11 protein-coding genes and 3 pseudogenes are annotated in these 13,010 nt (G+C 65.2%); 2 read left to right on the forward strand and 12 right to left on the reverse strand.

Annotation, left to right across the window (positions count from 1 at the left end; translation table 11 throughout):
* The first annotated feature begins 51 nt into the window (after positions 1–51).
* A pseudogene (locus KDD17_RS10625) lies at positions 52–1,283 on the forward strand (mandelate racemase/muconate lactonizing enzyme family protein).
* Here KDD17_RS10625 and KDD17_RS10630 read toward each other — a convergent pair.
* From KDD17_RS10630 to KDD17_RS10640, 3 genes are read right to left on the reverse strand one after another with little or no spacing between them, the layout of a single operon-like run.
* Positions 1,280–1,534: a hypothetical protein gene (locus tag KDD17_RS10630; RefSeq protein WP_212703635.1), complete on the reverse strand. Its 255-nt coding sequence runs from the start codon at positions 1,532–1,534 to the stop codon at positions 1,280–1,282. The pseudogene KDD17_RS10625 and the gene KDD17_RS10630 sit on opposite strands and share 4 nt — an antisense overlap.
* Before the next feature lie 10 nt (positions 1,535–1,544).
* Positions 1,545–2,237: an RraA family protein gene (locus tag KDD17_RS10635; protein ID WP_212703636.1), complete on the reverse strand. Its 693-nt coding sequence runs from the start codon at positions 2,235–2,237 to the stop codon at positions 1,545–1,547.
* Entirely contained in the window at positions 2,234–3,361 is a 1,128-nt protein-coding gene (locus KDD17_RS10640) for a cobalamin-independent methionine synthase II family protein (RefSeq protein ID WP_212703637.1), read from the reverse strand. The genes KDD17_RS10635 and KDD17_RS10640 overlap by 4 nt, the downstream gene beginning before the upstream one ends.
* Before the next feature lie 132 nt (positions 3,362–3,493).
* Between KDD17_RS10640 and KDD17_RS10645 the strand changes: the two are divergent.
* A pseudogene (locus KDD17_RS10645) lies at positions 3,494–4,575 on the forward strand (alkene reductase).
* Positions 4,576–4,578: 3 nt separating this feature from the next.
* Here KDD17_RS10645 and KDD17_RS10650 read toward each other — a convergent pair.
* From KDD17_RS10650 to KDD17_RS10690, 9 genes and pseudogenes are all read right to left on the reverse strand, one after another.
* Positions 4,579–5,559: a cupin domain-containing protein gene (locus KDD17_RS10650; RefSeq protein WP_212703638.1), complete on the reverse strand. Its 981-nt coding sequence runs from the start codon at positions 5,557–5,559 to the stop codon at positions 4,579–4,581.
* A gap of 17 nt (positions 5,560–5,576) precedes the next feature.
* The gene (locus KDD17_RS10655; protein WP_212703639.1) at positions 5,577–6,191 is read right to left on the reverse strand and encodes a pyridoxamine 5'-phosphate oxidase family protein; all 615 of its coding nucleotides are present in this window, start codon (positions 6,189–6,191) and stop codon (positions 5,577–5,579) included.
* 23 nt (positions 6,192–6,214) lie between these two features.
* Entirely contained in the window at positions 6,215–7,183 is a 969-nt protein-coding gene (locus KDD17_RS10660) for a nuclear transport factor 2 family protein (RefSeq protein ID WP_212703640.1), read from the reverse strand.
* The gene (locus tag KDD17_RS10665) at positions 7,180–8,199 is read right to left on the reverse strand and encodes a LacI family DNA-binding transcriptional regulator (RefSeq protein WP_212703641.1); all 1,020 of its coding nucleotides are present in this window, start codon (positions 8,197–8,199) and stop codon (positions 7,180–7,182) included. Before KDD17_RS10665 ends, KDD17_RS10660 begins: the two co-directional genes overlap by 4 nt.
* Positions 8,196–8,954 carry an SDR family NAD(P)-dependent oxidoreductase gene (locus KDD17_RS10670; RefSeq protein WP_212703642.1) on the reverse strand — a complete coding sequence of 253 codons (759 nt, stop codon included), beginning with the start codon at positions 8,952–8,954 and terminating at the stop codon, positions 8,196–8,198. Before KDD17_RS10670 ends, KDD17_RS10665 begins: the two co-directional genes overlap by 4 nt.
* Positions 8,951–9,999 (reverse strand): annotated as a pseudogene (locus tag KDD17_RS10675) (ester cyclase). Before KDD17_RS10675 ends, KDD17_RS10670 begins: the two are co-directional and overlap by 4 nt.
* Positions 9,992–10,993: an ester cyclase gene (locus tag KDD17_RS10680; protein WP_212703643.1), complete on the reverse strand. Its 1,002-nt coding sequence runs from the start codon at positions 10,991–10,993 to the stop codon at positions 9,992–9,994. The pseudogene KDD17_RS10675 and the gene KDD17_RS10680 overlap by 8 nt, the downstream one beginning before the upstream one ends.
* 24 nt (positions 10,994–11,017) lie before the next feature.
* On the reverse strand, positions 11,018–12,346 hold the full coding sequence (gene hisD / locus KDD17_RS10685; protein WP_212703644.1) for a histidinol dehydrogenase: 1,329 nt from the start codon (positions 12,344–12,346) through the stop codon (positions 11,018–11,020).
* The gene (locus KDD17_RS10690) at positions 12,343–12,885 is read right to left on the reverse strand and encodes an ester cyclase (RefSeq protein WP_212703645.1); all 543 of its coding nucleotides are present in this window, start codon (positions 12,883–12,885) and stop codon (positions 12,343–12,345) included. The genes hisD and KDD17_RS10690 overlap by 4 nt, the downstream gene beginning before the upstream one ends.
* Positions 12,886–13,010 lie beyond the last annotated feature (125 nt).

The following is a 13,010-nucleotide window of genomic DNA, read 5'->3' on the forward strand; positions in this document are numbered from 1 at the left end:
AAGGGTGCAGGGGGTGTTGGCGCACTGCCCTGATGCCGGGGGAGAGATCAGATGAAGCTACGGGATCTGGATGTGATCGTGACCGCGCCGCCCGCACCCGGGTGGGGGGGCGGTACTGGATCCTCGTGAAAGTGACCACGGCCTGCGGGATCGTGGGCTGGGGCGAATGCTATGCGGCCTCTGTCGGGCCGGAAGCGATGCGGGGCGTGATCGAGGATGTGTTCGCGCGTCATATGGCGGGCGAAAACCCTGAGAATATCGAATTGATGTTCCGCCGCGCGTATTCGTCTGGATTTACGCAGCGGCCGGATCTGACGGTGATCGGTGCGTTTTCGGGGCTCGAGATCGCGTGCTGGGACATCCTCGGCAAGGCGCGCGGACGGCCCGTCTGGGCGCTTTTGGGCGGTCGGATGAATGAGCGTATCCGGGCCTATACCTATCTCTACCCCTTGCCGCAGCATGATCTGGGGGCATTCTGGACCTCACCCGAGATGGCCGCGGAATCAGCGCTTGAGGCCGTCGACCGGGGCTATACGGCGGTGAAATTTGATCCGGCGGGGCCTTACACCCTGCGCGGCGGGCATATGCCGGGGATGCGCGACATCTCGCAATCGGTAGCGTTTTGCGCGGCGATCCGTGCGGCGGTCGGCGACCGGGCGGATCTGCTGTTTGGCACGCACGGGCAGTTCACGACCGCAGGCGCGATCCGCATGGGGCAAGCTTTGGAGCCCTATTCGCCGCTGTGGTACGAAGAGCCGATCCCGCCGGATGCCGTCGAGGAGATGGCCAAGGTCGCCCGCGCGGTGCGCATTCCGATCGCGACCGGGGAGCGGCTGACGACCAAGGCCGAATTCGCGCCCGTGCTGCGCAGCGGCGCCGCGACGATCCTTCAGCCTGCCTTGGGCCGCGCCGGGGGCATCTGGGAGATGAAAAAGGTTGCCGCCATGGCGGAGGTCTATAACGCGCAGATGGCGCCGCACCTCTACGCGGGCCCCGTGGAATGGGCGGCGAACGTGCATTTTGCCGCCTCCATCCCCAATCTGCTGATGGCCGAGACCATCGAGACGCCGTTCCACGATGCACTGATCAAGGGCAGTATCCGGGTCGAGGGCGGGTTCATCACCCCGCCCGAGGCCCCCGGTCTGGGTATCGAGGTGGATGAGGATCTGGCGCGCGCGCACCCCTACACCGGCGACGGTCTGCATTTGCAGATGCAGGAGGCGCCCTGCGACTACGTCAACGGCAATGATTTCGAGGGCGGCGCGCCCGCACCGCGCGACTAGGCGCAGCGGCCGGAGAACGCCACGCTGCCATCGGGGCGGCGCGTGATCGTGAGGTCGCGCACTTCCGGCGTGCCCGGACACAGACCGTAAAGACGGTCGTCTTGCAGCGCATCCACGGAGATGTCGGCGCCGGCCTCGCCCTTGAACGTCTTGCCCTCGGTGGTGAAGGTAACGGCATTGGCGTCAATGCCAGGCGCGGCGCAGGCGGCAAGCGCCGCGAGGATGAAGAATGCCGGGAGGGTCTTGATCATGATCACTGTCCTATGTGCGTGAGTTCTCGAACCTAGCCCATATCTCTTTGAATTCCTCAAAGTCGATGGATTTGTCGCGCGTGGCGTCGAGCACGATCCGCTCTGACGCGAAAAGCTGTTCAATCGCCGCTTCGAGCGTGTCGATGACATCTGGCGGGACGACGAGTGCGCCGTGGCGATCCGCATGCACCAGATCACCGTCCGCAACCGTCAGGCCGTGTACTGTCACCGGCGTGCCATAGTCCACCACATGCACAAACCCGTGGCTTGGCCCGATGGAGCCTGCCACCACCGGGAACCCTTCCGGCAAATCTCCCAGATCGCGCATCACCCCATCGGTGAGCGCGCCGTTCAGGCCCAGTGCCTTGTGCACATTCGTGTTGATCTCGCCCCAGTAGGCGCCGATCGCGTTGGGCACATCCATGTCCTGCACCACGGCCACGGCGGGGCGTGGCCCTTTTGACATGTGTTCGTAGTATCCCATGCGGCGGGCACGGATTTCTTCCGCTGGGGCGGTGGGCGCGGACACTGCCTGAATGCGCGCGACGCGGGCGTAGCCGACCATCGCCTCACCGGGGGCCGAGCATAGCATCGTGCCCCGCGTGAACGCGTTGAACCCGCGTTTGCCCTGCGCCACTTCGATGGCGTTGCAAACGGTCGGCGTGTCGACGCGGGCGAGCAGGGCGAGCAGGCTGTTGGTCATGCGCGCGCCTCCGCAATGCGGGCCCCTTCGCTGAGTGCCGCGATCTTGGCATAGGCGATTTCCGGGTCGACCGCGCCGAAGCCCGCGAAGGTGCCAAAGCCGCAGTCGCTGCCCGCGATCACCCGGTCCGTGCCCACGATCCCGGTGAAGCGCTCGATCCGCTGGGCCACAACTTCGGGGTGTTCGACAAAGTTCGAGGTGGTGTCGACGACACCGGGCACCAGCACTTTATCCTCGGGGATATCCGCGCGGCGGTCGCGGAACACCGTCCATTCATGGGCATGGCGGGGATTGGACGTCTCGAACAGGACATAGCGCGCCTTGGCCGACATCAGCGTATCGAACACCTTGTCCATGCCGATGTCACAGGTGTGTGGCCCCTCGTAGTTGCCCCAGCAGATGTGGATGCGCACGCGATCCTCCGGCACGTCCGCCAGCGCGTGATTGAGCGCCTCGACATGGGCGCCCGCGATCTTGAGGAATTCGGCGTCGCTGAGATCGTTGAACAGCATATGCCGCGACAGCGCGAGATCGGGGCAGTCGAGCTGCAGATCGAGGCCCGCGTCCACGATGGTGCGGTATTCCTCGGCCATCGCCTCCGCGAGGGCCGCCAGATAGGCATCGCGCGTCTTGTAGTGATCGTTTTGCAGGAACAGCGAAATCACACCGGGCGAGGCCGCATTCATGAAGCCGCGCTGTGCGCCGTGGGTCGCCATGGCGGCCTTGAGGTTGGCGATGTCCTTTTGCAGCTCCCCCTGCCCTTTGGAGCGTACCTCACCGGTGCACATGGGGCGCGCGTATTGCGGGGTGCCGCCCCCCTCGGCTAGACGTTTCAGGAAGGTCGGGAATTGTTTGAGATCGCCGGGCGCGTTGCGCGGGCTGTCACCGGAAAATCCGGTATAGCGGTCCTTGACGTAGGTGGCATAGCTGATCTTGGACGTCTCGCCGTCGCTCACGATATCGACGCCCGCCGCGACCTGCCGTTTGACCGTGGCCTCCACCGCTTCGGTCATGGCCGCATCGAAACCGGCCGCGTCATACGCCTCCCCCCGCTCGCGGGCAAAGATGTAATCGACCACTTTCTGGCTGCGCGGCAAGGAGCCCGTGTGCGTTGTCGTGACCATCGCGGCGTTTCCCTCACGTCTTTGTTACTGCGTTCCTGAATGCGCCATTCGGGCGGGCGGCACAAGGGGCGGAACGGATCGCGCGGGCGCGGCGTTGGCCCCGGACCAGACATTACCGAAAGGCGCCTTACCATGACCTCGAACCTCTTTGATCCGATCCAGATGGGGGATGTGACCCTGCCCAACCGCGTGCTGATGGCGCCGCTCACGCGCAATCGCGCACAATCTGACGGCACGCCCGATCCGCTGGCGCAGACCTATTACCGGCAGCGCGCGAGCGCGGGGATGATCCTGACCGAAGCCACGCAGATTTCCGCGATGGGCAAAGGATATCTGGACACGCCGGGCATCCACGCGGACAGCCACGTCGACGGCTGGCGCGCGATCAACGAGGTCGTGCACGCGGCGGGGGGCGCCTTTATTGCCAGCTGTGGCACGTGGGCCGGATCAGCCACAGCTCGCTGTTGCCCGGCGGGGCCGCGCCCGTCTCATCCACCGACCGCGCGGCACAGGCGCAGACCTTTACCGCCGACGGGTTTGTCGATTGCTCAAAACCTCAAGCGCTGGACGCCGAGGGCATCAAGGCGACCGTGGACGATTACCGGACGGCGGCACGCAACGCCAAGGATGCAGGTTTTGACGGGATCGAAGTGCACGCGGCCAACGGCTATCTGCTGGATCAGTTCCTGCAGGACGGGGTGAACGACCGCGACGACGCCTACGGTGGCAGCATCGAGAACCGGATGCGGTTCCTCGAGGAAGTGCTGGACGCCGTGGGCGAGGTTTATCCCGCCAATCGCATCGGCGTGCGTCTCTCCCCGCTGGGCGAGGCGAACGATATGTCCGACAGCGATCCGCTGGGCCATTTCACCGCCATTTACAAGATGCTCGACTCGCGCAAGCTGGCGTATCTGCATGTCGTCGAAAAGTTCCCCGGCAACGAGGGCGCGCAGGACACCATCAGCGCACTGCGGCCCCATCACACCGGCTTTTACATCGCCAACGGCGATTACGACGCCGAGAGTGCGGCCAAGGCGATCGACAGTGGCCATGCCCACGCCGTCACCTTTGGCCGCCCATTCATCGCCAACCCCGATCTGCCCGAACGCTACCGCCGCGGGGCGGAATTGAACACGCCGGACAGCGATACCTTCTACGGCGGCGGGGCCGAGGGGTATACCGACTATCCGTTTCTTGAAACGGACCCTGCCTAGGGGTCAGTCGCCTCTCCACGTCAGGCCCGCCGGATCGCCGGTAGAGACCACATGATACAGCGACGCCTCCCCGGTCATGGCCGGGGTGGCGTTGTGCGGCAGGTTTTCGGGCACTGACATCGTGTCACCCGGCGCGAGTACCGCATGGCCTGCGGGATGCTGATCATTGCCCGCCCATTCGACCCGCCAATGCCCGCGCATCGGCATCAGGACCGAAGGCACATCGTGGCTGTGCATCTCGGTGCTGGCACTCTTGCGCGTGACCAGATCGACCTCAAATCCGGGCTTGTCGCGGATGATGCCGGTCTGCCCGATCACCTTACAGGGCGTTTTGTCGGCAAGTGCGACCATATCCCAGTAGCGGCGCACGTAGCCGCCGACGACCTCCATCGCGGTGGGTTCGGGAAAATCCTTGAGCTGCTCTTCGCTCAGCACCTTCATCGGGCCGACCCCTTCCGGGGGCCGTGCGCCGATCTTGCTGTCATACAGCTTGCCATCCTCGCCGAGTACCAGACCGTGCGCCTGCGCATCCTCGATGACTTGCGGTGCCCAGATCACGCCGCCGCCCGCATCATCCCCGCCGAGGATCGCCATGATCATTCCGTAATCGGTGCCGATATTCTCGAAACCCCGGAACATGCCGGTGGGGATATTGATGATGTCGCCTTCCTCCAACACGACCTCGCCCGCGTCCCCCCAGCGGCCCCAAAAAAAGCGCCAGCGGCCCGAGAGGACGAAAAACACCTCCGCCGTGCGGTGGCTGTGCAGGGAGTTGCGGCATTTGGGCGGCTGGCCCGCCGCCCCGATGTTGAAGCCGTGCGGGATGCCGATATGCACGTGCTGATCGGGCGATTCCGACACGCCGCCCCCGATGATGGTAAAGTTTTCCTTTTGATCGCTGCCCGGCGTATGGGCGTCGATAAAGGCGGTCTTGCAGGGCTGAAGCTCTCCGTAGCGCACGATGCGGTCGGTCAGGGTCGTCATGGCGTTTGTCTCTCTTTCTAAGGGGCGTTCCGGTCTGCGAGTTGCGCGCGCAGGGCCGCGTTCTCGGCTTCCAACCGGGTGAGTTCGGGTCCGATGAGGGCGGTCATCTCATCGGTGGTGAAACGGGGGGTGATGAATTGCGGGCAGTTCCAGTCAAACCCCGCGATGCGTAGGATCATCAGGCGCTGAACACGCCCCTGCCCGTCGGTCGCGAGGGTGTCCGCAAGCGCGGGATCATCGTCCGCGTCGATGAGGCGCCCGTGGCCCTGAAGCTTGAGCCGGGCCTTGCGCGCGTAATCCATCGCAAAGATCGACACGCGGTCCTCGCCCGCCAGATTGCCCTTGGTGATCAACTGGCGATTGCCGCGGTAGTCGGCAAAGGCGACCGTGTCGGGCGCCGTCACCTTGAGAAAGCCGCGCGGCCCGCCCCGGTGCTGGATGTAGGGCCAGCCCGTCTGCGAGACGGACGCGATATAGATGCTGTCACGCGCGGCCAGAAATTCGCGCTCCGCCTCGCCCAACCCGTCAAAGGGGCGCGCGTCGTAGCGGCTGTCGTACATCCCCGCGCTGCCCTCGCGCGCCTGTTCGGCCAGCACGGCATCGGTAAACATCAGATCGGCGTAGTTCGTCATGCTTTCCCTCCGGCGGATGTGACCTATCCGGTCTGCAGCAGGATCTGTTTCCAGATCATCGCATCGTCATAGATCGTATATTCCCGGCGCAGCCCCCAGGGGCCGAATTCGGCGTGGCTGATCCCCAGCACATATACCTCCTTGCCCGTGGGCGTGCCAAAACTGCCCCATCCGTCGTGCGTGCCGTGCAGGCTCCAGCGCACGGCGGCGCGCGGCGGCATCAGCGGGTCATCACGCCCGATCACATGCTCGACCGTGAATTTGGCATTCGGGAAGGACGCGCGCAGCCCCATCCAAAAGCTGTCGACTTCTCCGCGCCCGTGTCCATCGTGCCCACCGGGATAGGCGACCTGCACCGCGCGGTCGTACTCCGCAGGCACAACGGCAAAATCCGCCCCCATCATCCGCGTCAGGATGTCGGCGTATTTCGCGCCCCATTCGTTGTCGTTGCCGCGTCCCTTGTAGGGGCCTTCACGGTCATTGGCGGGGGTCATCGGGCGCACGCAGGCCTCCGGGCCGCCTTCGCGCGCGATCAGGTCGGCGGCGTAAGCCTTCGGCTCCCATCCCATCTGGCGCACGATGGCGCCCTGATCGCGGATCAGCCATTCGTCGTTGATCTGGTTGTTGATCGCGTGGCAGTCAGCAAGGATGCGGTATTGCAGCTTTTTGCCCGTGGCGGCCCCGTACATACCGTCCCCCAGATGCGTCGCCGTGGACAGGATGCGATGTGACGACAGCATCCCCTCTTCCGGCGTGCCGGACCAGATCACATCCTCGCCCAGCAGCTTGCGATCGGGAAATTCGGCCAGCGTCGCCATGGTGGCCGCGATCACGCCAACGTTGCCCGTCACCACCGATCCGGGCGAGCGGACGACGATGTCGTCGCTGTAGTACCGGTGCAGCGTGGCGATGCCGCGATCTTCCCAGATTTCCTTGGTGATCCCGATGATATAATCGGGAAAATCGGCGAACTTGGGGTCGAAACCCTTCATGGTGTTGGTCCTTTGGTTGTGCGGGCAGAGCCGCGAATGATCAGGGGCGCGTCCAGCCGTGCGTGGCGGGGCGACATTTCGGGGGTCTCGATCCGTTCCAGCAGGATCTCGACCGTCTCGGACACCATGCGATTGGCGCGCTGGCGGATCGTGGTGAGCGCATAGCTCGGCCAGGCGGCGAGCGGCACATCGTCGTAGCCCACCACCGACACCTCGCCCGGCACGTCGATCCCCAGCTCGAACCGTAACGTGTCCATCACCGCAAAGGCCATGTGATCGTTGGCCACGAACACCGCATCGGGGGGGGCGTCACCGCCGAACATCTCGCGCGCGGCGGCCTGCGCATCGGCGTAGTGAAAGTTTCCAACCGTGCGCGCGGCCAAGGTGGTCCCCCGTGCCTGCAACGCCGCGCAAAACCCCGCCTCGCGCTCACGCTGGGTCGATGCGCCTTCCCATCCGGCGATATGGCCAATTCTTGCGTGCCGCGCGTCGAGCAGGAAATCCGCCAGCGCAGCCCCACCCGCGCGGTTGTCAGAGGTCACACTGGACAGATGTGCGTCGTCCTGATGTCGGTTAAACAGCAGCACCGGAATGCCCGCCGCCTCGCAACGGCGCGTCAGATCGTTGCTGAGGCTGACCGAGGCCATGACGATCCCCGCCACACGGTAGTCCATCAACTCGTCGATCACCTTGGCCGACGCTTCACGGGCGTTGTCGGCCATGAAGATCAGCACGTGATAGCCGCGCTCCTGCAACGCCTTCGAGAGCTTTTCGACCGCCTCGGGGTAGAATTGGTTTTCCAGATAGGCCACGACCAGACCGATGATCCGGCTTTGCCCGGTGATGAGGCTGCGCGCCAACGGATTGGGGCGATATCCCAGCTCGCGCGCCGCCGCGCGCACCTTGGCCGCGGTCTGTGCGCTGACCGACGCGCCCGGCGTGAACACCCGGCTCACCGCCGAGCGGCTGACGCCCGCGTGTGCCGCCACCTGCGCAGAGGTCACCTGCCCGCTCATCCCGCCGTCCACCCGCCGTCGATCATCATGGCCGTGCCCGTGACCATCGCGCTCGCGTCCGAGGCCAGAAACAGCACAGCGCCCATGATATCCTCTACCTCGCCCACGCGGGGCAGTTTGATCTTGTCGAGGATCCAGGCGAGCCGCTCGGGATTGTCGAATGTCGCCTCGGTCAGTGCGGTGCGGATGAAGGTGGGGCAGACGGTGTTGATGCGCACACCGGATTTTCCCCATTCGATGGCCATCGCTTTGACCATCCCCTCGACCGCGTGTTTTGAGGCGCAATACATCGACCGCTCGACCCCGCCCACATGCCCCATCTGGCTGGAGATATGGATGATCGCGCCGGGCTTGCCCGCCGCCATCAGCGCGCGCGCAGCGGCGGCAGAGAGGAAATAGGCGCCCTTGACGTTAAGGTCGAACACGGTGTCGAAATCATCGGGCGCCGCGTCCACCGCCAGCCCGTGGCGCGCCACCCCGGCGGAGTTCACGACGATATCGAAGGGCGAGGCAAAGGCCGCGTCGATGGCCCCGGTGTCGCTTTGATCGAACGTCAGCGCCTCGGCCTGCCAGCCCTCGGCGCGCATCTCGGCCACGCAATCGGCCAGCACATCGCCCCGGCGCGCGGCCAGCGTGACCGCCGCCCCCGCCTGCGCCAGTGCTGCCGCGCAGGCCAGTCCGATCCCGGAGGAGGCCCCCGTTACCAGCGCGCGCTTGCCGGTCAGATCAAACGACGGTGTGCGCGGCAGGCTCATGGCGCCCTCCCCGTGTCAGGGTCAAAGCCCACGCGCGCCTTGTTGAATTCACGCAGGCGCGCAAAGACGTCCACGCCGATCTGATCGTACATATGCAGCAGATCCACCAGCACCCAGTTTTCGCGAATGAGCCCCCCTCGAGCCGCCAGAAATCGAGGCTGCGCATGGTGATCTTGGTCCCCGCAGGCGCGATGCCCAGCCAGCCGCCGTGCGACAGTGTCTGCACCATGTTGGGCCAGCCGGTGACGGCGGCGTAGTTGCGATCCCCGAAGAAATGATAGTTGATCTCGTCAAGGTACTGACCGCGGTCGGGCATGGCGCTGAGAAACGGGATCTGGTGCCAGTTACGGAACCCCTGAATGCCGCGCCCGGTGCCGATGCCCGCGGGCCCGTACCAGTTCATGCGCGGATGCCAGAAGCGCGGCATCTCCATCACCTCTTCGCCGCCCTGACTGGGGTGGCGCTTCATGTGATCGAGCATGTCGATGATGTGCTGGCACGTCGCCTGCCCCTCTGCCGGATCATAGGGGGTGGGCACGATCCCGTCGTTGCGCGCCGGTCCCGGCACGAACCATTCGCGGCCCAGCGATGGCGCCAGCGGCCAGGCATCCGCCTGCATCATGACTTCGGGAATATCCCACAGCGCCTGCATCTCGACAATCCTGCCGTCCACGATGCGGTAGAATTCGTGAAAACGCATGTGCACGGGATGACCCGTCGGCGGGATGTCGAGCCAGGGCGCGGTAAAGCTGCCCAGATAGGTGCCGCCCGCGCCGACCCAATCGTGCCCCTCGGGCGTGGGGCCGGCCATGACGATGTAGTCGCGCCGCTCGATATCCGGCCAGGCGCGCGCGAGCGGGGCAAAGACCCGGTCAACGTAGGCGTCCACGCCGGTGATCGTCTCGAACGGGAAGCTGAGGTTGAACTGCACCTCCGGCGCGCAGGCCGCGTGCAAGGCCGCGCGCAGGGCTTCGAGGTCAAAGTCATACAGTGCCGCGCGCAGCGGCGCGATCAGGGCCTTGTGCCCGCTGTGCCGGTCAGTCATCTGCGCCCACCTTTGCCAGCAAATCCACCCCCATCTGCGCGAACAGATGGATCATATCGACGAACACCCAATTCTCGGTGAATTGCCCGCCGGTGCGCAGCCAGAAATCCAGCCCCGACACGTCGACCGGCTTGCCCGAAGGCGCGTGACCCAGATACGGCCCCGTCTGATGCGCGACCACGCCCATCGGACCCGAGGCCGCGACGATGCGACCTTCGGCAAAGAGGCTTTCGAGATGCATCACCTTGCGGTCGGGAAAGGCAATCAACCACGGCTGCTGGTGCAGCGTTTCGAACTCCGCGAGGCTGAGGCAGGCGCCGATGCCTCCCGGCCCGTACCATTTGAGGTTCGGGTGGAAATAGTCGGCCATGCCCATGCTCTTGAGGTCCGCCTTGTCAAAGCTGTTGAGCCCCCCAAAGATCAGACCGCGCCCCAGCGCCATGGAGGCCGCCGTCTCCTCCGCGTCCTGCACATCGTGCAGCACCGCGTCGTAGGCAGTGGCCGCGGGAAAGACATGGGCCGCCCCGCGCGGGCGTGGCAACACCGGATGACCGATCTGGTCCAGCCAGTCGACCAGATCCCAGATTGTCTGCGCGTGGGTGATGCGGCCCTCCGCGTCAAAGCGCAGAAACTCCCCCCAGCGGATGCGCAGGGGCGTGTCGGTGGCGGGGATGCCAAATACCGGCGCGGTGGCCCGCCCGGTGTAATAGCCCGTGCCCGCCACCCAATAGGCGCCGTCGCCCGTGCCCGCCTCGCTTGCCTGCGAGACACCGGCGGTAAAGATATGCGTCTGCCGCGTCAGCCCCTCGAGGGCGGCATGGAACGGCGCGAACATCCGCTCGACAATGGCCGCACCGCTGGTCTGGAGGCCAACGGGCGCGGGCCCCTGCCAATGGGCGACGTGCGACAGCAAGGGCACCGCCGACGCGGGATCCGCGTCGAGGGCGGCCCAAAGGGCCCGCGCCGTCGCCTTGTTTTGCTGATTTATGTCCATGCTCAGCCTTTCGGGCTTGCCCGCCTATTCCGCGGCGTCGCGTGCGGGCGCGCCTTCGCCGTAGGGCACATTGATGCCGCCGTAACGGCGCACGCGCACATTGCACTGCTCCGCGTGGCCCACAAACCCTTCGAGCATGCACAGGCGCGAGCCGTAGGCGCCCATCTCGGCCGCGGCCTCGTCGGTGGTGATCCGCTGGTAGCTGTGCGTCTTGAGATATTTGCCGACCCACAGGCCCCCGGTATAGCGGCCGGCCTTTTTGGTGGGCAGCGTGTGGTTGGTGCCGATGACCTTGTCGCCGTTGGCCACATTGGTGCGCGCGCCCAGAAACAGCGCGCCGTAGCAGGTCATATGCTCCAGGAACCAGTCGTCGCGGTCGGTCATCACCTGCACGTGCTCGGAGGCGATGTCATCGGCGACGGCCAACATCTCGTCGTAGGTGTCGCAGACGATCACCTCGCCGTAGTCCTCCCAGCTGACGCGCGCGGTGCCCGCAGTGGGCAGGATGTCGAGCAGGCGCGCGATCTCGGCCATCGTTTCCTCGGCCAGCTTGCGCGAATTGGTCAGCAGCACGCAGGGGCTGTTATAGCCATGCTCGGCCTGCCCCAGCAGATCGGTGGCACAAATCTCGGCGTCAACGGTTTCATCCGCGATAACCATCGTCTCGGTCGGGCCCGCGAACAGATCAATGCCCACACGACCAAAAAGCTGGCGCTTGGCCTCTGCCACAAAGGCGTTGCCGGGCCCGACAAGCAGGTGCACGGGGTCGATCGTCTCGGTCCCTATGGCCATGGCGCCCACGGCCTGAATGCCGCCCATCACATAGATCTCATGCGCGCCGCCCAGATGCATGGCGGCGATCACCGCCGGGTTCGGCTCCCCGTTGAAGGGCGGGGTGCAGGCGATGATGCGCGGCACGCCCGCCACGCTGGCCGTGGCCACGGACATATGCGCGGAGGCGACCATGGGGAATTTGCCCCCCGGCACGTAGCAGCCGACGGATTGCACGGGGATATTCTTGTGGCCCAAGATCACGCCGGGCTGCATCTCGACCTCGATATCGAGCATGCTGTCGCGCTGTGCCTGCGCGAACTTGCGCACGTTGGCCTGTGCGTATTCGATATCGGCCATCTCGCGCGGGGAGACCTTGGCGATCAGTGCTTCGATCTCTGCCGCGCTGAGGCGAAAGCTCTCGGGGCTGTAGCCGTCGAACTTCTCGCTCAGCTCGCGCACGGCTGTGTCGCCGCGCGCCTCGATATCCTTGAGCGTCGCCTCGACCACGCCACGTGTCTTGGCATCGTCCTCGCCGCGCTCTGCGTCGGATTTGCCGCGTTTGAGGTATTCAATCGTCATTCGGTTTCTCCTCCATCGGGGCGTGGAGGCGTCTTTTCGCCGCGGTCAAAAGCCTCCCAGCCTTCGCCGCCGAACACGTCCACGCCCAGCTGCGCGAGCACGTGCGGGAAATCCACCATCACCCAGTTATCCTCGATCTTGCCATCGCTGACCTTCCAGAAATCCATGTACCGGATCTCGACCCGCTTACCGGTGGGGGCGATGCCCATGAAGGGGCCGGAATGCACGGCCTCTTGCCGGCCAAAGGCCGCGGCCCATTCGCCCATGTACAGGCGCGCCTCATCCACGCAGACCTTGTCGGAAAAGGCCGCCTGAAACGGGCGTTGCCAGTTGTTCTGGAACTCGGTCAGCCCGTTCTTGGTCCCGCAGCCCTGATTGCCGAGCCAGCGGAAATTTTCGTTAAAGAACGCGCCGATCCCGTCGATGGCATGGTCATTGAGCCCGTCGACCATGTTTTCGATCACGGCGCGGGTGTCGTCGGTTTTGCTCATGTCCGTGTCGCGGGTCAGCACGGCCTGTTCTGGTCTGGATCCTTTCATGGGATCGCTCCTTTCAAATCGGGAAATATTGGGGGGAAACACGTGCACCCCCGCCCGATATGAAATCGCGCGGCATCCGGTTCAGCGCCGGATGCCGGGCCGTGGCCCCGGTGCGCGCGTTGCGG

This window comes from Sulfitobacter albidus, assembly GCF_018200035.1.
In the GTDB taxonomy this organism is placed as follows: Bacteria; Pseudomonadota; Alphaproteobacteria; order Rhodobacterales; family Rhodobacteraceae; genus Sulfitobacter; species Sulfitobacter albidus.